Raw genomic sequence first — 18,504 nt, 5'->3', positions numbered from 1 at the left:
CCGATTGTATAAAATGGTTAATTATTCACCAGATGCCTGCTGTGCTTCCGGCTTACCGTAAATCAATAACGGCTTGCTTTGGCCACTGATCACGGACTCGTCGATCACTACTTTTTCGACGTCTTCCATAGAAGGCAGATCGTACATTGTGTCGAGCAGCGCAGCTTCCACGATAGAACGCAGGCCACGGGCACCGGTTTTGCGCGCCATCGCTTTTTTAGCAATCGCATCCAGAGCTTCTTCACGGAATTCCAGATCGACACCTTCAAGATTGAACAGCGCCTGATACTGTTTGGTCAGGGCGTTTTTCGGTTCTTTCAGGATCTGGATCAGCGCTTCTTCACTCAGTTCGCTCAGAGTTGCCACAACCGGCAGACGACCGATGAATTCAGGGATCAGACCAAACTTGATCAGATCTTCCGGTTCGACCTGCGACAGCAGTTCACCTTCGCTGGCTTTATCAGACTGGGCTTTTACCGTCGCACCAAAACCAATGCCGGAGCCGGTTTCAACACGGTTAGCAATCACCTTATCCAGCCCTGCGAAAGCACCACCGCAGATAAACAGGATCTTAGAGGTGTCAACCTGCAAGAACTCCTGCTGCGGATGCTTACGTCCCCCCTGAGGCGGAACTGCAGCAACTGTCCCTTCGATCAGTTTCAGCAGCGCCTGCTGTACGCCTTCGCCGGAAACGTCACGCGTAATAGACGGGTTGTCTGATTTACGCGAGATTTTGTCGATCTCATCAATATAGACAATCCCGCGCTGCGCTTTCTGTACGTCGTAATCGCACTTCTGCAACAGTTTCTGAATGATATTTTCAACGTCTTCACCCACATAACCGGCTTCGGTCAGGGTGGTGGCATCAGCCATAGTGAACGGAACATCCAGCAGGCGCGCCAGCGTTTCAGCCAGCAGCGTTTTACCGGAACCCGTCGGGCCAATCAGCAGGATGTTACTTTTGCCCAACTCGACGCCATTGCTGGTGTCGCCATTGCGCAGACGTTTGTAATGGTTGTATACCGCGACCGCCAGCACTTTCTTCGCCTGTTCCTGACCGATAACGTAATCGTCCAGGTGGTTGCGAATTTCGTGTGGCGTCGGCAGCGCACTGCGTTCACGGTGCGGTGCTACTTCCTTAATCTCTTCGCGAATGATGTCGTTACATAAATCAACACATTCGTCGCAGATATACACGGATGGACCGGCAATCAGCTTGCGCACTTCATGCTGGCTTTTGCCGCAAAAAGAGCAGTACAACAATTTGCCCGAGCCATCTTTGCGTTTATCTGTCATGGGTCAAAACCTCTTCTTTGTTCTTTGTGCCGCACACGACGACGCAAATGCCATTCTCAGGCGCAAGGCCGCTTGTCAGCGTTGTGCCGCCCTTCATTAGTATATACACAAAATCATTCGAGCTACATCGAGGCGGCAACTAAGCAAATCCCCGGCCGCTTACATAAGTAAGTAACAGGGGTAAGCACTGGCAGCCTACAAAGAGGTAACTTTAAGGATAAAGTGTGTAGCGGCACACCTGCACCTCAGGCATCAATTACGATGGGTCAAAATCGAGTCGACCAGACCATACTCCACCGCTTCAGAAGCGGAGAGGAAGCGATCGCGCTCAGTATCACGCTCAATCTGCTCAAGAGATTGACCCGTATGGTGCGCCATAAGTTCATTCATGCGCCCTTTCACTTTCAGGATTTCACGGGCATGAATTTCAATATCCGTCGCCTGGCCCTGGTAACCGCCCAGAGGCTGGTGGATCATGACGCGAGAGTTAGGCAGGCAAAAACGCTTACCTTTTGCCCCTGCAGTCAGCAGGAACGCGCCCATTGAGGCCGCCTGGCCCATACAAATGGTGCTGACGTCCGGCTTAATAAACTGCATGGTGTCATAGATAGACATCCCTGCGGTAATCACCCCACCAGGGGAGTTGATGTACAGGTAGATATCTTTTTCCGGGTTTTCCGCTTCCAGGAACAGCATCTGCGCCACAATCAGGTTAGCCATATGGTCTTCGACCTGGCCAGTCAGAAAAATAACGCGTTCCTTAAGTAGACGAGAATAGATATCAAAAGAGCGCTCACCACGTGAGGTCTGTTCAATGACCATCGGCACCAGCGCCATATGGGGTGCAAAGTTATCTCGTTCGCCGCTGTATGACATTTCCGTCTCCTGGATAAAATTTGAAAAAACCTGCTGTGCTGATTGTAACCTTATGGACGGATTATCAGCTAGTCCCTCTGTAATGGGTACGACATCGCCATAATTCAAGCATAACAATCTTTTGTTGTAACGCTAACACTGAAACGCTGTTTTCGCACTCTTCCCATGCAAAATCCATGACAAAAAAAAACCCGCCACCTGAAGGTGACGGGCTTGCGTATATATTTCGTGCTAAAAAAGCGACGAATTACGCCTGCTGGTTCATCAGCTCGTTGAAAGAAGTGGCTTTTTCAGTCACTTTCGCTTTCGCCAGAACCGCTTCAACAGCCTGTTCTTCCAGAGCGACGTTGCGCATGTTTTCCATCAGCTCTTTGTTTTTGCTGTAGAATTCAACAACTTCTTTCGGATCTTCGTAAGCAGAAGCCATCTCTTCGATCAGGCCCTTAACACGCTCTTCGTCAGCTTTCAGCTCATTGGTACGAATCACTTCGCCCAGCAGCAGGCCAACAACTACGCGGCGTTTAGCCTGTTCTTCGAACAGTTCACGCGGCAGTTCCAGAGCTTGTTTCTCGTTGCCACCAAAACGCTGAGCAGCCTGACGACGCAGAACATCGATTTCGTTGTCAATCAGAGCAGCAGGAACGTCGATGTCATTGGCTTTCACCAGACCTTCGATCGCCTGAGTCTTAACGCGGTTACGCACGGCACCTTTCAGCTCGCGTTCCATGTTTTTACGCACTTCAGCGCGCAGACCGGCAACGGAACCATCTTCAACGCCGAAACGTTTGATGAATTCTTCAGTCAGTTCCGGCAGTTCACGTTCTTCAACTTTTTTCAGGTTGATAACGAATTTAGCGGCTTTACCTTTCAGGTTTTCAGCGTGGTACTCTTCCGGGAAGGTCACGTCGATAGTGAACTCTTCGCCAGCTTTGTGACCTTTAACACCTTCTTCAAAGCCCGGGATCATACGACCCTGGCCCATCGCCAGTACGAAATCAGATGCTTTGCCGCCTTCGAACTCTTCACCGTCTACAGAACCGGTGAAGTCGATGGTTACACGGTCTTCTGCATCAGCAGCGCCGTCTTTGTCTTTCCAGGTTGCCTGCTGCTTACGCAGGGTGTCCAGCATAACGTCAACGTCAGCGTCGGTCACTTCAACAACCGGTTTTTCAACTTCAATAGCTTCCAGACCGGTCAATTCAACTTCCGGGTATACTTCGAATTCTACCGCGTAAGTGAAATCTTCACCCAGTTTGTATTCGCCCGGAACGTAGTTCGGTGCGCCAGCCGGATTAATTTTTTCTTTAATGATTGCGTCAACGAAGTGACGGCTCATCAGGTCACCCAGAACGTCCTGGCGAACAGATGCGCCATAACGCTGAGCAACAACATTCATCGGTACTTTTCCCTTGCGGAAACCGTCAATACGCACTTTCTTCGCTACGTTGACCAGCTCGCTTTTCACAGCGGTCTCGATGCTGTCAGCAGCGATAGTAATCGTTACACGGCGGCCAAGGCCTTGAGTGGTTTCAACTGAAACTTGCATCTTGTTACCTCAAAAAATCACAGTGCTCGGTCAACTCTTCTCCGCAAGCACAGGTTGTTGGCTTCGCGGAACCGGGATGTTCTCATAATCAATCACATTCCCTGTCGTCAGAATCATCCCGAAGACATTCCGAAAAATAAGACGCGCATTATAGCGGCATCACTTTTATGAGTCGAGAACGGTTATCGCGCGTTGCTGCGGCTTTTTTCACAATTCCCGGCTAATTTTTGTCTGAATACTATACGACTCGCTCAGAATTCAGACAAAACAAAACGGCCCGTAGGCCGTTTTCACATAATCTGTAGCAACATACTGGAAAAGCGCCGGTTGTTGCAAATCCGTTTTTCTACGCGATGCTTCCCGCTCCACCTCCACGACAGGGAGGAGAGGCAAAAACAGTATCCTGCAACCCTTCCCACTCCTTAGTCGTGTAGGTATGCAGGGCTAGTGCATGCACGGTTGTGGAGAGCTCCGCCGTTAACGTACCGTAAATCATCCGATGACGATTAAGAAAACGCTCACCTGCAAAGCGATCGCTGACCAGCACAACCTTAAAGTGGCTTTCAGAACCTGCCGGAACATTGTGACGATAGCTTTCATCCACAACTTCGAGGAACACGGGTTGGAACGCTGCCCTTAATTTTTCTTCTATTTGCTCACGAATCATCATGAAATATTTCCTCCGACAACGCTGAGATGTCACCCATCCCTTTAAATACTAGCCGCTTTTACCGTTTTCATTACACCTAAGCAACAAATAATTAGCGTTTGTCTGATTTTCTCATTCAAACGAATGAAGTTCACTGGTTCATCTGTTCGTTTGATTGCAAAAACTCCACTTATGGTATCTACAAAGTAACTAAACGGACAACGCGATGAATTTACATGCGTTACCCACTTCCCCTCGTCGTTGGCGATGTTATGATGGCGGGAAATTTCTCTAACCATACAATTTAGATTCGCTGAGAGCCCTGGCATGTTTAAAAAAATCCTCTTTCCTTTAGTCGCGCTGTTTATGTTGGCTGGCTGCGCAACTCCACCCACCACCATTAACGTTTCTCCGAGAATTACCCTGCCGCAGCAGGATCCTAGCCTGATGGGTGTGACTGTCAGCATCAACGGCGCTGACCAGCGTCAGGATCAGGCACTGGCGAAAGTGACCCGCGACAATCAACTGGTTACTCTGACTGCTTCCCGCGATCTGCGATTCCTGCTGCAAGAAGTACTGGAGAAACAGATGACCGCGCGCGGTTACATGGTAGGTCCGAACGGTGCAGTTAACCTGCAAATCATCGTTAGCCAACTGTATGCTGATGTGTCTCAAGGTAGCGTGCGCTATAACATCGCCACCAAAGCCGACATCGCTATTATCGCAACCGCGGCAAACGGCAACAAGATGACGAAAAACTACCGCGCAAGCTACTCTGTTGAAGGCGCATTCCAGGCCTCTAACAAAAATATTGCGGACGCCGTTAACAGCGTCCTGACAGACACCATCTCTGATATGTCTCAGGACACCAGCGTTCATGATTTCATCAAGCAGAACGCACGTTAATTTCTGCATCCTGACCCGGCTAACGCCGGGTCAGCTTTAAATACTCATGCCCAGTCACTATTTACGCATTTTCCAGCAACCGAAATCAGCTATTCTGCTGATGCTAGGCTTTGCCTCCGGTTTACCACTCGCACTGACCTCCGGTACGCTCCAGGCATGGATGACGGTTGAGAATATCGACCTTAAAACCATCGGCTTCTTTTCTCTGGTCGGCCAGGCCTACGTCTTTAAGTTCCTCTGGTCCCCGGTTATGGACCGCTACACGCCACCTTTTTTAGGGCGACGTCGCGGCTGGCTGCTCACTACCCAGCTATTACTACTCATTTCTATCGCCGCAATGGGATTCCTGGAACCTGGCTCGCAACTACGCTGGATGGCTGCACTCGCAGTAGTCATCGCGTTCTGCTCAGCCTCACAGGATATCGTCTTTGACGCATGGAAAACGGACGTTTTGCCCGCAGAAGAACGAGGAACCGGCGCGGCAATCAGCGTGCTGGGTTACCGCCTGGGGATGCTGGTTTCCGGTGGACTGGCCCTGTGGATGGCCGATCGCTGGTTGGGCTGGCAAGGAATGTACTGGTTGATGGCAGCACTACTCATTCCTTGTATTATCGCCACCCTGTTGGCCCCCGAACCCACAGATACTATTCCGGTTCCCAAAACGCTGGAACAAGCGGTTGTCGCCCCACTACGTGACTTCTTTGGGCGTAACAACGCCTGGCTTATCCTGCTGCTCATTGTGCTGTATAAACTTGGCGATGCCTTCGCCATGAGCCTGACCACGACATTTTTAATTCGCGGCGTTGGATTTGACGCAGGCGAAGTCGGCGTCGTCAATAAAACGCTGGGGCTGCTGGCCACAATTGTTGGCGCACTCTACGGCGGGATCCTAATGCAGCGTCTGTCGCTGTTCCGTGCATTGCTGATTTTCGGCGTTCTGCAAGGGGCGTCAAATGCAGGCTACTGGTTACTTTCCATTACTGATAAACACATGTTCAGTATGGGCGCGGCAGTATTCTTCGAAAACCTCTGCGGCGGCATGGGGACAGCGGCGTTTGTCGCCCTGTTAATGACGTTGTGTAATAAATCTTTTTCTGCAACGCAATTCGCCCTGCTCTCAGCCCTTTCCGCAGTTGGACGCGTTTACGTAGGTCCGGTAGCGGGTTGGTTTGTCGAAGCGCACGGCTGGCCAACATTTTATCTGTTCTCTGTGTTTGCCGCGATCCCAGGTCTCGTGTTGTTGCTGGTTTGCCGTCAGACGCTGGAACATAGCTGGCAAAACGAAAGTTTTATCCCGCGCACGGAATTCCGCGGAGCATACAATCTGGCATTAATGACGCTATTGGTGGGCTGCTGTCTACTGGCTGTATGGCTGTTACTGCTAACGATGAACGCCCTCGATTACACCAATTTCTCCTTCCTGTCGGAACTCCTTGAAGTTGCGGTCCTGATCGCCGTCTGTGGGATCGTATTCGGTGGACTGCTGGATTACCTGGCTCTACGCAAAACGCGTCTGGCGTAATTTGACCGGTTTATTTGGCCGTTGTAATCACCCTGCGTAATTATAACGGCTAAATAAACAACGATTGATAAAAATAATATTTGTTGTTTTGTGCCCCATAGAATTTGGAAATTATTGACGCCTTTTATAAATTCTATTTTCCTTACTCGATTCAGCCAAGACTGATTTATTTTCCGCCCTTCAATTGTCTCTTTATTGATAATCAATTGTTAAACAATTGTTTTATTTTACCATTGGTTATACCAATTGCCCTCTATACCTTCTCCATGAACCCGCTTTCGTTATAACATGATGTTGCAACAGGTTCTTAAAGCCAACCTGACATATATTGCAACATATGTGACACGCACGGCAGAACCCGGTAACACAGATCCAATGATGTTTACAGTAATGTAACCTTCCCGTAAAATGCCCTCACACTTTAAACGCCACCCGGTCCCGTGGAATTGAGGTCGTTAAATGAGACTCAGGAAATACAATAAAAGTTTGGGATGGTTGTCATTAATTGCAGGCACTGCATTACTCAGTGGCTGTAATTCTGCGCTGCTTGACCCTAAAGGACAGATTGGACTGGAACAACGTTCACTGATACTGACGGCATTTGGCCTGATGTTGATTGTCGTTATTCCTGCCATCTTGATGGCTGTTGGTTTTGCCTGGAAGTACCGTGCAAGCAATAAAGATGCGAAGTACAGCCCGAACTGGTCACACTCCAATAAAGTGGAAGCTGTGGTCTGGACGGTGCCGATTCTGATCATCATTTTCCTTGCTGTACTCACCTGGAAAACCACTCACGCACTTGAGCCAAGCAAACCGCTGGCGCATGACGAGAAGCCCATTACCATCGAAGTGGTTTCCATGGACTGGAAATGGTTCTTCATCTATCCGGAACAGGGTATCGCTACCGTGAATGAAATCGCCTTCCCGGCGAACACTCCGGTTGAATTCAAAGTGACATCCAACTCCGTGATGAACTCCTTCTTTATCCCGCGTCTGGGTAGCCAGATTTATGCCATGGCCGGTATGCAGACTCGCCTGCATCTGATCGCTAACGAAGTCGGTACTTATGATGGTATCTCCGCAAGCTACAGCGGACCAGGCTTCTCCGGTATGAAGTTCAAGGCTATCGCAACAAAGGACCGCGCCGAATTCGACCAATGGGTTGCTAAAGCGAAACAGTCCACGAACACCATGAGTGACATGGCGGCGTTCGAGAAAGTGGCTGCGCCAAGTGAATACAACCAGGTGGAATACTTCTCCAACGTGAAACCGGATTTGTTTAAAGACGTTATTAACAAATTTATGGCTCACGGTAAGAGCATGGACATGACCAAACCAGAAGGTGAGCACAGCGCACACGAAGGGATGGAAGGCATGGACATGAGCCACGCGGAATCCGCTCACTAAGGGGCCGAGGAAGAATACGATGTTCGGAAAATTGACACTGGATGCAGTCCCGTTCCATGAACCAATCGTCATGGTTACGATCGCTGCCATTATCATCGGTGGAGCGGCCTTACTAGGCCTTATCACTTACTTTGGTAAGTGGACCTACCTGTGGAAAGAGTGGCTAACTTCGGTTGACCACAAACGCCTTGGCATCATGTATGTCATCGTCGCAATCGTCATGTTGATCCGTGGCTTTGCTGACGCCATCATGATGCGTAGTCAGCAAGCGCTGGCTTCTGCGGGTGAAGCGGGCTTCCTGCCTCCTCACCACTACGACCAGATCTTCACGGCTCACGGCGTGATCATGATCTTCTTCGTAGCAATGCCATTTGTTATCGGTCTGATGAACCTGGTGGTTCCACTGCAGATCGGCGCACGTGACGTTGCATTCCCATTCCTGAACAACCTGAGCTTCTGGTTCACCGTTGTCGGCGTAATCCTGGTTAACCTGTCTCTGGGCGTAGGTGAATTCGCACAGACCGGTTGGCTGGCGTATCCGCCACTCTCGGGAATAGAGTACAGTCCAAGCGTCGGGGTCGATTATTGGATATGGGCGGTCCAGCTGTCCGGTATCGGTACAACACTGACCGGTATCAACTTCTTTGTGACCATCATTAAGATGCGTGCACCAGGTATGACTATGTTCAAGATGCCAGTATTTAGCTGGGCATCTCTGTGCGCAAACATACTGATTATCGCCTCCTTCCCAATCCTGACCGTCACCGTCGCGTTGCTGACCCTGGATCGCTATCTGGGTACCCATTTCTTTACCAACGATATGGGCGGCAACATGATGATGTACATCAACCTGATTTGGGCCTGGGGCCATCCGGAAGTGTACATTCTGGTTCTGCCGGTCTTCGGTGTTTTCTCCGAAATCGCTGCAACCTTCTCGCGTAAACGCCTGTTTGGTTACACCTCGCTGGTGTGGGCAACCGTGTGTATCACCGTACTGTCGTTCGTTGTTTGGCTGCACCACTTCTTCACCATGGGTGCGGGCGCTAACGTAAACGCCTTCTTCGGTATCACCACGATGATTATCGCCATCCCGACCGGGGTGAAGATCTTCAACTGGTTGTTCACCATGTATCAGGGCCGCATCGTATTCCACTCAGCAATGCTGTGGACGATTGGCTTCATCGTAACCTTCTCAGTCGGCGGTATGACCGGCGTGCTGCTGGCGGTTCCGGGTGCAGACTTCGTACTGCACAACAGTCTGTTCCTGATTGCGCACTTCCATAACGTTATCATCGGCGGCGTCGTGTTCGGTTGCTTCGCGGGTATGACCTACTGGTGGCCAAAAGCGTTCGGCTTCACGCTGAACGAAACCTGGGGCAAACGCGCATTCTGGTTCTGGATCATCGGCTTCTTCGTGGCATTTATGCCGCTGTACGTGCTGGGCTTTATGGGGATGACCCGTCGCCTCAGCCAGCAGATTGACCCTCAGTTCCATCCGATGCTGGTCGTTGCCGCTTGCGGTGCCGCGCTGATTGCACTGGGTATCCTGTGCCAGCTGATTCAGATCTTCGTTTCTATTCGCGACCGCGAGCAGAACCGTGACCTGACCGGTGACCCATGGGGTGGCCGTACACTGGAATGGGCAACCTCTTCCCCGCCTCCGTTCTATAACTTTGCCGTTGTGCCGCACGTTCACGAGCGTGATGCCTTCTGGGAAATGAAAGAAAAAGGTGAAGCGTACAAACAGCCTGCGCACTATGAAGAGATTCATATGCCGAAAAACAGCGGTGCAGGTATCGTCATTACCGCCTTCGCAACACTGTTTGGTTTCGCCATGATCTGGCATATCTGGTGGCTGGCGATTGCAAGCTTCGCAGGCATGATCATCAGCTGGATTGTGAAAAGCTTTGATGAAGACGTGGATTACTACGTGCCGGTACCGGAAGTCGAAAAACTGGAAAACCAGCATTTCGATGAGATTACTAAGGCAGGGCTGAAAAATGGCAACTGATACTTTGACGCACGCGAATGCCCACGCGCACGAACACGGGCACCACGATGCAGGCCAGACCAAAATCTTCGGATTTTGGATCTACCTGATGAGCGACTGCATTCTGTTCTCTATTCTGTTTGCAACCTATGCCGTTCTGGTGAACGGCACCGCAGGTGGCCCAACAGGTAAGGACATTTTTGAACTGCCGTTCGTTCTGGTTGAAACATTCCTGCTGTTATTCAGCTCCATTACTTACGGCATGGCGGCTATCGCCATGTACAAGAACAACAAGAGCCAGGTTATCTCCTGGCTGGCGTTGACCTTCTTGTTTGGTGCCGGATTTATCGGGATGGAACTCTATGAATTCCATCACCTGATTGTTAACGGTATGGGCCCGGATCGTAGCGGCTTCCTGTCAGCATTCTTCGCGCTGGTCGGTACCCACGGTCTGCACGTCACCTCCGGTCTTATCTGGATGGCAGTGTTGATGGTGCAAGTTGCTCGTCGTGGCCTTACCAGTACTAACCGTACCCGTATCATGTGCCTGAGCCTGTTCTGGCACTTCCTGGACGTGGTGTGGATCTGTGTGTTCACTGTTGTTTATCTGATGGGGGCGATGTAATGAGTCATTCTAACGAGAGCGGCGGCGCATCCCATGGCAGCGTAAAAACCTACATGACAGGTTTTATCCTGTCGATCATCCTGACGGTCATTCCGTTCTGGATGGTAATGACAGGTTCTGCCTCTCCGGCCGTCATTCTGGGGACTATTCTGGCGATGGCAGTGGTACAGATTCTGGTGCACCTGGTGTGCTTCCTGCACATGAATACCAAATCTGATGAAGGTTGGAACATGACGGCCTTTGTCTTTACTGTGCTTATCATCGCCATCCTGGTTGTGGGCTCCATCTGGATTATGTGGAACCTCAACTACAACATGATGATGCACTAAGAGCGGCGATTATGATGTTTAAGCAATACCTGCAAGTAACGAAACCAGGCATCATCTTTGGCAACCTGATCTCGGTGATTGGGGGATTCCTGCTGGCCTCTAAAGGCAGCATTGACTATCCCCTGTTTATCTACACGTTGGTTGGGGTGTCACTGGTTGTGGCGTCGGGTTGTGTATTTAACAACTACATCGACAGGGATATCGACAGGAAGATGGAGAGGACCAAAAACCGCGTGTTGGTTAAGGGTCTGATTTCCCCTGCGGTCTCGCTGGTATACGCCACCCTGCTGGGTATTGCTGGCTTTATGCTGCTGTGGTTTGGCGCTAACCCTCTGGCCTGCTGGCTAGGGGTTATGGGCTTCGTCGTGTATGTTGGCGTATATAGTCTGTACATGAAGCGTCACTCGGTTTACGGCACGCTGATTGGCTCACTCTCCGGCGCTGCGCCGCCGGTGATTGGCTACTGTGCGGTAACTGGTGAGTTCGATAGCGGTGCACTGATTCTGTTGGCTATTTTCAGCCTGTGGCAGATGCCGCACTCTTACGCGATTGCGATTTTCCGCTTTAAGGATTATCAGGCAGCCAACATCCCGGTACTGCCGGTGGTAAAAGGCATTTCAGTCGCGAAGAACCATATCACTCTGTATATCATTGCGTTTGCCATCGCTACGCTGATGCTCTCACTGGGTGGTTACGCTGGATACAAATATCTGGTGGTTGCAGCAGCAGTGAGTGTCTGGTGGCTAGGCATGGCGTTGCGTGGTTATAAAGTGGAAGATGACCGGGTCTGGGCACGTAAGCTGTTCGGTTTCTCCATCATCGCCATTACTGCGCTGAGCGTGATGATGTCCGTCGACTTTATGGTGCCAAACTCGCAGAACCTGCTGACTTACGTCTGGTAAAATCTGCTGATGCGAAAAAGGGTGCTTAGGCACCCTTTTTTATGTGCGTCACAATCCCTCCTGAAACGTAATATTTACTCATTAACCGTGTATTTACCCCGCCACCATACCGCTTTACACTAGGCGCGAAATTAATACAGAGGTGGGAATGAACGATTATAAAATGACGCCTGGTGAGTTGCGCGCCACCTGGGGTTTAGGGACCGTATTCTCGTTGCGCATGCTTGGCATGTTTATGGTCCTACCGGTTCTGACCACATACGGTATGGCGCTACAGGGTGCCAGCGAAGCGCTTATTGGTCTTGCCATCGGCATTTATGGCCTGGCGCAAGCCGTTTTCCAGATCCCCTTTGGTTTGGTCTCTGACCGCATTGGTCGAAAACCGCTTATCGTTGGCGGGCTGGCGATATTCGTTTTTGGCAGCGTGATTGCTGCACTTTCAGACTCCATTTGGGGAATTATTCTCGGTCGCGCGCTGCAGGGTTCCGGGGCGATTGCTGCCGCCGTGATGGCGTTACTGTCCGACTTAACGCGTGAGCAAAACCGCACTAAAGCGATGGCGTTTATCGGCGTCAGCTTCGGTATCACTTTTGCCATTGCAATGGTGTTAGGTCCGATCGTCACCCATGCGCTGGGATTACACGCGCTGTTCTGGATGATTGCAGCCCTCGCCACCACCGGCATCGTGCTGACGATTTGGGTAGTCCCCAATAGCACCACCCATGTGCTGAACCGCGAATCGGGCATGGTAAAAAGCAGCTTCCGCAAAGTGCTGGCAGAGCCTAAACTCCTGAAGCTCAATTTCGGCATCATGTGCCTGCACATCTTGCTAATGTCCACCTTTGTCGCGTTGCCTGGCCAGCTTGCGAAAGCGGGTTTCCCCGCAGCGGAACACTGGAAAATTTATCTGGTAACGATGCTGCTATCTTTTGTTTCCGTGGTGCCATTCATCATCTATGCCGAAGTAAAACGTCGGATGAAACGGGTTTTCCTGTCGTGTGTGGTACTAATTCTTGCCGCTGAGATTGTATTGTGGATCGCAAACATTCATTTCTGGGGCCTGATTGCGGGTGTTCAGTTATTCTTCCTTGCCTTTAACCTGATGGAAGCCCTCCTCCCTTCGCTTATCAGCAAAGAGTCTCCCGCAGGTTATAAAGGGACGGCAATGGGCGTTTACTCCACCAGCCAGTTTCTCGGTGTCGCGATTGGCGGCTCACTTGGTGGATGGGTTGTCGAGATGTTTGATGGCCAGGCTGTATTCCTCGCCGGTGCATTGCTGGCAGCGGTCTGGCTGCTGGTCGCAAGCACAATGAAAGAGCCGCCGTATGTCAGTAGCCTGCGTGTCGAAATTCCACCGGAAATTGCCGCGGATGACACACTTAAGCAGCGTTTGCTGGCCAAAGAAGGGGTGAGCGAAGTGTTGATTGTGGCGAATGAACATTCGGCCTACGTGAAAATCGACAGTAAAGTGACCAATCGATTTGAAGTTGAGCAGGCGATAAGCCAGGCGTGATCGTGAGCTTGCCGGATAGTGAGTAACCCACCATCCGGCATAAGAACTTAATCGCGGAAGTTCTTGAACTGGAATGGCTGCCCCAAATCGCCACCGCGAACCAACGCCATAACGGCTTGCAGATCGTCACGAGCCTTACCAGTCACACGAATTTCTTCGCCCTGAATCTGCGCCTGCACCTTCAGCTTGCTGTCTTTAATCAGCTTCACAATTTTCTTCTGCACTGCGCTTTCAATGCCCTGCTTCAGTTTCGCTTCCACAAACCAGGTTTTGCCGCTGTGCACGAAGGTTTCCGGCACGTCCAGCGAAGTCCCTTCAATACCACGCTTCAGGAGCTTGGCACGCAAAATATCCAGCAACTGATTAACCTGGAAATCAGATTCGCTCAGCACCTTAATGGTCTTATTTGACTCGTTCAGCTCAAAAGTAGCCTCTACGCCACGAAAATCAAAACGTGACTCTACTTCGCGGCTCGCATTATCGACCGCGTTACGGGCTTCCTGAAGATCAACTTCAGAGACAATATCGAAAGATGGCATCTTTTCTTCTCCCTTCATTTTTGATGCGAAGCATAATACCTGCAAAGTTACTCAACAGACAGCGCTATACTAGGCTGTACCTTTTAATTGTACGTGGTACTGATATCCGCGAACAATAATAGGGTGCGGCCGATATGGATTAACACCTGGTGCTGTTGCAGGTGAGGAGGAAGAATGAAAATTACCGTACTGGGATGTGGAGCCTTAGGGCAACTTTGGCTTACAGCGCTGTGCAAACATGGACATGAGGTACAAGGGTGGCTACGCGTACCACAACCTTATTGCAGCGTTAACCTGATTGACACGGATGGGTCAGTTTTTAATGAATCCCTGACGGCAAACGACCCCGACTTTTTGGCGAAAAGCGATCTGTTGCTGGTCACACTAAAAGCCTGGCAGGTTTCTGATGCGGTAAAGAGCCTGGCTACAATTCTGCCTGAAACCACGCCTATTCTGTTGATTCACAATGGAATGGGAACGATAGAAGAACTGCATAACATTCCGCAGCCATTGTTAATAGGCACCACGACGCAGGCAGCGCGTCGTGACGGCAATGTCATTATTCATGTGGCGAAAGGTACAACGCGTATCGGCCCGGCGCGTGAGCAAGATGGTGATTTTAGTTATCTGGCCGAAATCCTGCAGGATGTGCTGCCGGACGTTGCCTGGCATAACAACATTCGCGCTGAGCTGTGGCGTAAACTGGCAGTAAATTGCGTCATTAACCCGCTCACCGCGCTATGGGACTGCCCTAACGGCGAACTACGCCAACATCCTGAAAAAATAGCGCTGATATGCCAGGAAGTAGCTGCGGTCATTGAACGCGAAGGTCACCATACATCAGTGGATGATTTACGTTATTATGTCGAGCAAGTGATTGACAGTACGGCGGAAAACATCTCATCAATGCTGCAGGACATTCAAGCCCTGCGTCATACCGAGATCGATTACATTACCGGCTATTTGTTAAAACGCGCACGTGCGCACGGCATCGCCGTCCCGGAAAATGCCCGCCTGTTTGAAATGGTTAAGCGAAAGGAGAGTGAGTATGAGCGCTCAAGCACTGGTATGTCTCGCCCCTGGTAGTGAAGAGACCGAAGCGGTCACCACTATCGACCTGTTGGTGCGTGGCGGCATTCAGGTAACTACCGCAAGTGTCGCCAGCGATGGCGACCTGACGATTGTTTGCTCACGCGGCGTAAAGCTCCTGGCGGATGCGCCGTTGGTCGAAGTCGCTGATGGCGATTATGACATCATCATCCTGCCCGGCGGTATTAAAGGCGCGGAATGTTTCCGTGACAGCCCACTGCTGATTGAAACCGTAAAACAGTTTCACCGCTCCGGGAGAATTGTCGCCGCGATTTGCGCCGCAGCGGCAACCGTACTCGTCCCACATGATATTTTCCCCATCGGCAACATGACCGGTTTCCCGGCGCTGAAAGACCGCATTCCAGCGGAGCAGTGGCAGGATAAGCGCGTCGTATGGGATCCTCGCGTCAACCTGTTGACCAGCCAGGGGCCAGGGACGTCTATCGACTTCGGCTTGAAAATAATCGATCTGCTGGTTGGACGCGAAAAAGCCCATGAAGTGGCGTCACAACTGGTCATAGCTGCGGGTATTTATAACTACTACGAGTAACACTTCAGGCCACTCCCTATAAAAGGAACCGTTATGAAAGGATATCTGAGCGGAGTGGCTTTAATGCTCCTTTCCAGCTACTCCACAGCAACCCAACTTGAAATAAAGAACATTGAGTACCGCTATCCTGATAGCACTGAAATACAGTATCGCCTGCCCTGGTTTTCCTCGACTGAAAACCCAAAGGTCGCAAAGCGCATCAATGATTATGTTTTCGCAAACGTCCTCAATCAGTTACCGGGTAATAACCCACAGATCACATTGGATCAGCTCGCCAGATCAGGCATTGATGGCACGGCAAACCTTGACTACACAGTTGAGTATCGCGATGACAAAATCCTGTCGCTGAACATATTCGCCGAAGGATGCGGGGCGTATTGTGAATCGTACAATGTGCCGATAAATTTCGATTTAACCAACGGCGCGAATATTACGCTCAACGATCTGTTTTCCTCAGCCACCATCGCAGAATTAAATACGCGCGTCAGAAAAGATATTCGCGGCCAAATCGATGCGTTTATTGAGCAAAATAAATCGCGGACGCCTGAGCAGCTCAAAGAAGAGAAAGGCGAGGATTTTAACTATGCCGACTTCTACGCCTCATGCGCCACCTACACCGACGGTTTGTACTATGTCGACAAATACTCTCTGCAAAAAGAGCAACTGGTCTTCCTGAACGAACGCTGTAGCAATCATGCCAACCACGCACTTGACGACCTGGGCGACTTCACGACGAAGATTCCTACCGCAACGCTGCGCAGTCAACTCACGCCTTATGGCCAGTATCTGACAACCGCAAACAGTGAAAAACCGCACCCTTCTGCACCGGGTCTTAACGGCAAGTTGCTCTATGGCACACTGGGGAAAAGTATGCGCATTGTGTTACAGGCAAACTGCAAAGATGGATATCTGAACGGAGCCTACTACTACGAGAAGTTTGGTGCACCTATTGAACTAACTGGTAAATGTGACGCTGAAAATAATCAGCATTATGAATTAAAAACGACAGCCTCTGCAGATTCTGAAGAGAAGATGACGCTGGATTTAAAAGGGGGGGTTTATCAGGGGGTTTGGGAATCGAACGGGAAGACACTCCCCGTTCGATTTGAATAACGTTGCCGGATGACGTCATTTATCGTTTGTAAGCCCGGTAAGCAAATCGCCACCGGGCAACAAAAGAACTAAGGACGATACACCTTCACATTTTCGAAGCCCTGCTCGCGCAGATAGAGCGCCTGCAGACGACTCATCACGCCACGTTCACACCACAGCAACCAGGTTTTATTCTGGTCCAAATCGCCGAATTTAGTGCTGAGTTTGTAGAACGGCAGAGAAACCACATCGACACCTTCAACCTTCAGCGGTTTGTCATCCTGTTCATCCACAGAACGGATATCCAGAATCACATCGTTCGGGCCGAAACCACTCACGGTTTCTACTTCCACGACAGTCTGCTGCGTCTGCTGGGCGATGTCGCGAATATCAATATTATTGGCTTCTTCAACCACTTTATCGAGGATCGAGAAGTCGAAGTTTTCTTCTTCGGCCTCAATCTTCGCTTTGATGGCTTTCACCGTTGGGCTTTTCGAGATCACACCACAGTATTCCGGCATGGTGCGGGCAAAATCCTCAGTACCAATTTCCCGCGCCAGATTAATGATGTGCTCTTTGTCGTGAGAAATCAGCGGGCGCAGGATCAGCGTGTCAGATACATTGTCGATCAGGCGCAGGTTAGTCAGCGTCTGGCTGGACACCTGGCCCAGCGCTTCACCTGTCACCAGCGCCTGTACGCCGTAACGCTCGGCCACTTTAGACGCCGCGCGAACCATCATACGTTTGAGGACCACGCCCATCTGACCATCGTCGACTTTTTCCAGGATCTCACCGACCACCGGCTCAAAGTTGATAGCGACAAAACGCACGCGATGCGAGCTACCAAAGCGGTTCCACAGGTAATGTGCTACCTGACGAACGCCGATTTCATGCGCGGCACCGCCGAGGTTAAAGAAGCAATAGTGTACGCGACAGCCGCGACGCATCAGCATATAGCTGGAGACGCCGGAATCGAAACCACCGGAAATCAGGGAAAGAACATCTTCCTGCGTCCCGATAGGGAAACCGCCAATACCTTCATAGCGACCTTTTACCAACAGCAGACGGTCATTTTCGATTTCAAGATTGACGGTCACATCAGGTTTCGTCAGCTTCACGCGTGCGGATTCAATATGCTGATTCAGTCCACCGCCAACATAACGTTCCACCTCGATGGAGCTAAACTCATGTTTACCGCGACGCTTGACGCGCACACAGAAGGTTTTACCTTCCAGTTGATCGCGATATTGCACCAGCGCTTTCTCGAAAATATCGTGCATATCAGTGAACGGCACGTCTTCCACTTCGAGAATATGGTGGATACCTGGAATACGAGTCAGTGCGTCACGAATATCCAGGCGCTGGCTTTCATCTTTAGCGCGAACCTCAACGTGATCCCAGTGACGGACGACGGCAAGGTCCTCATCATAGTGCTTTAAAACGTTACGGATGTTCCCTGTCAGAATTTTTATAAAGCGCAAACGCACAGATTGGCTTTTGATGGTGATTTCTGGGAACAATTTAATGATAAACTTCATGGCGGCAATGGTTCTTTGGCAAGTCTGAACGACTTGTAATGGGAAAAATACAGCAGCCCATACCCTGCGGCTGCATCCAGGCGCGCAAGTATACCACCATCATGGTCATCCTGTGCACATTGCCTTACCATTGCG

Annotated in this window: 17 protein-coding genes; 11 read left to right on the top strand and 6 right to left on the bottom strand. The window is 50.6% G+C overall.

Annotation, left to right across the window (positions count from 1 at the left end):
• Window positions 1-21 precede the first annotated feature (21 nt).
• The 4 genes from clpX to bolA form a co-directional block, all read right to left on the bottom strand.
• The gene (clpX, locus tag AACS05_RS04970) at window positions 22-1,296 is read right to left on the bottom strand and encodes an ATP-dependent protease ATP-binding subunit ClpX (protein ID WP_045440553.1); all 1,275 of its coding nucleotides are present in this window, start codon (window positions 1,294-1,296) and stop codon (window positions 22-24) included.
• 252 nt (window positions 1,297-1,548) lie between these two features.
• A complete protein-coding gene (gene clpP, locus AACS05_RS04965; protein WP_003021624.1) occupies window positions 1,549-2,172 on the bottom strand; it encodes an ATP-dependent Clp endopeptidase proteolytic subunit ClpP in 624 nt (207 codons plus the stop codon).
• A gap of 247 nt (window positions 2,173-2,419) precedes the next feature.
• Window positions 2,420-3,718, bottom strand: a complete 1,299-nt coding sequence (gene tig / locus AACS05_RS04960; protein ID WP_045440551.1) for a trigger factor — start codon at window positions 3,716-3,718, stop codon at window positions 2,420-2,422.
• A gap of 346 nt (window positions 3,719-4,064) precedes the next feature.
• Window positions 4,065-4,388: a transcriptional regulator BolA gene (gene bolA, locus AACS05_RS04955; protein ID WP_045440548.1), complete on the bottom strand. Its 324-nt coding sequence runs from the start codon at window positions 4,386-4,388 to the stop codon at window positions 4,065-4,067.
• Between the two features lie 306 nt (window positions 4,389-4,694).
• Here bolA and AACS05_RS04950 point away from each other — a divergent pair, with 306 nt between their 5' ends.
• The 8 genes from AACS05_RS04950 to AACS05_RS04915 all read left to right on the top strand — a co-directional run bounded on the left by AACS05_RS04950 (window position 4,695) and on the right by AACS05_RS04915 (window position 13,561).
• The gene (locus AACS05_RS04950) at window positions 4,695-5,273 is read left to right on the top strand and encodes a lipoprotein (protein WP_045440546.1); all 579 of its coding nucleotides are present in this window, start codon (window positions 4,695-4,697) and stop codon (window positions 5,271-5,273) included.
• 46 nt (window positions 5,274-5,319) lie between these two features.
• Window positions 5,320-6,795 carry a muropeptide MFS transporter AmpG gene (gene ampG / locus AACS05_RS04945; protein WP_045440544.1) on the top strand — a complete coding sequence of 492 codons (1,476 nt, stop codon included), beginning with the start codon at window positions 5,320-5,322 and terminating at the stop codon, window positions 6,793-6,795.
• Between the two features lie 459 nt (window positions 6,796-7,254).
• Window positions 7,255-8,202, top strand: a complete 948-nt coding sequence (cyoA, locus tag AACS05_RS04940; protein ID WP_045440542.1) for a cytochrome o ubiquinol oxidase subunit II — start codon at window positions 7,255-7,257, stop codon at window positions 8,200-8,202.
• 19 nt (window positions 8,203-8,221) lie between these two features.
• Window positions 8,222-10,213, top strand: a complete 1,992-nt coding sequence (cyoB, locus tag AACS05_RS04935) for a cytochrome o ubiquinol oxidase subunit I (protein WP_003831008.1) — start codon at window positions 8,222-8,224, stop codon at window positions 10,211-10,213.
• On the top strand, window positions 10,203-10,817 hold the full coding sequence (locus AACS05_RS04930) for a cytochrome o ubiquinol oxidase subunit III (protein ID WP_045440539.1): 615 nt from the start codon (window positions 10,203-10,205) through the stop codon (window positions 10,815-10,817). The genes cyoB and AACS05_RS04930 overlap by 11 nt, the downstream gene beginning before the upstream one ends.
• A complete protein-coding gene (locus AACS05_RS04925) occupies window positions 10,817-11,146 on the top strand; it encodes a cytochrome o ubiquinol oxidase subunit IV (RefSeq protein ID WP_045440536.1) in 330 nt (109 codons plus the stop codon). The genes AACS05_RS04930 and AACS05_RS04925 overlap by 1 nt, the downstream gene beginning before the upstream one ends.
• A gap of 11 nt (window positions 11,147-11,157) precedes the next feature.
• A complete protein-coding gene (cyoE, locus tag AACS05_RS04920) occupies window positions 11,158-12,048 on the top strand; it encodes a heme o synthase (protein WP_144243050.1) in 891 nt (296 codons plus the stop codon).
• 148 nt (window positions 12,049-12,196) lie between these two features.
• Complete coding sequence (locus AACS05_RS04915; protein ID WP_045440531.1) at window positions 12,197-13,561, top strand: MFS transporter; 1,365 nt, start codon at window positions 12,197-12,199, stop codon at window positions 13,559-13,561.
• 47 nt (window positions 13,562-13,608) lie between these two features.
• Here the strand turns inward: AACS05_RS04915 and AACS05_RS04910 are convergent, their stop codons facing one another.
• Window positions 13,609-14,100 carry a YajQ family cyclic di-GMP-binding protein gene (locus tag AACS05_RS04910; protein ID WP_045440528.1) on the bottom strand — a complete coding sequence of 164 codons (492 nt, stop codon included), beginning with the start codon at window positions 14,098-14,100 and terminating at the stop codon, window positions 13,609-13,611.
• Window positions 14,101-14,274: 174 nt separating this feature from the next.
• Here AACS05_RS04910 and panE point away from each other — a divergent pair, with 174 nt between their 5' ends.
• The 3 genes from panE to AACS05_RS04895 are packed head-to-tail and all read left to right on the top strand — an operon-like array spanning window position 14,275 to window position 16,852.
• Window positions 14,275-15,186, top strand: a complete 912-nt coding sequence (panE, locus tag AACS05_RS04905; protein WP_045440527.1) for a 2-dehydropantoate 2-reductase — start codon at window positions 14,275-14,277, stop codon at window positions 15,184-15,186.
• Window positions 15,149-15,739 carry a protein deglycase YajL gene (gene yajL / locus AACS05_RS04900; protein ID WP_045440523.1) on the top strand — a complete coding sequence of 197 codons (591 nt, stop codon included), beginning with the start codon at window positions 15,149-15,151 and terminating at the stop codon, window positions 15,737-15,739. The genes panE and yajL overlap by 38 nt, the downstream gene beginning before the upstream one ends.
• 33 nt (window positions 15,740-15,772) lie before the next feature.
• Window positions 15,773-16,852: a hypothetical protein gene (locus AACS05_RS04895; RefSeq protein ID WP_045440521.1), complete on the top strand. Its 1,080-nt coding sequence runs from the start codon at window positions 15,773-15,775 to the stop codon at window positions 16,850-16,852.
• 68 nt (window positions 16,853-16,920) lie between these two features.
• Here AACS05_RS04895 and thiI read toward each other — a convergent pair whose 3' ends face one another.
• Window positions 16,921-18,369 carry a tRNA uracil 4-sulfurtransferase ThiI gene (thiI, locus tag AACS05_RS04890; protein ID WP_045440518.1) on the bottom strand — a complete coding sequence of 483 codons (1,449 nt, stop codon included), beginning with the start codon at window positions 18,367-18,369 and terminating at the stop codon, window positions 16,921-16,923.
• Window positions 18,370-18,504: the final 135 nt, after the last annotated feature.

Source organism: Citrobacter sp. S-77 (assembly GCF_963864895.1).
GTDB classification, from domain to species: Bacteria; Pseudomonadota; Gammaproteobacteria; order Enterobacterales; family Enterobacteriaceae; genus Citrobacter; species Citrobacter murliniae.
Note: the sequence above shows the minus strand (reverse complement) of the source record. Positions and strands in the feature narration are given on the sequence as shown.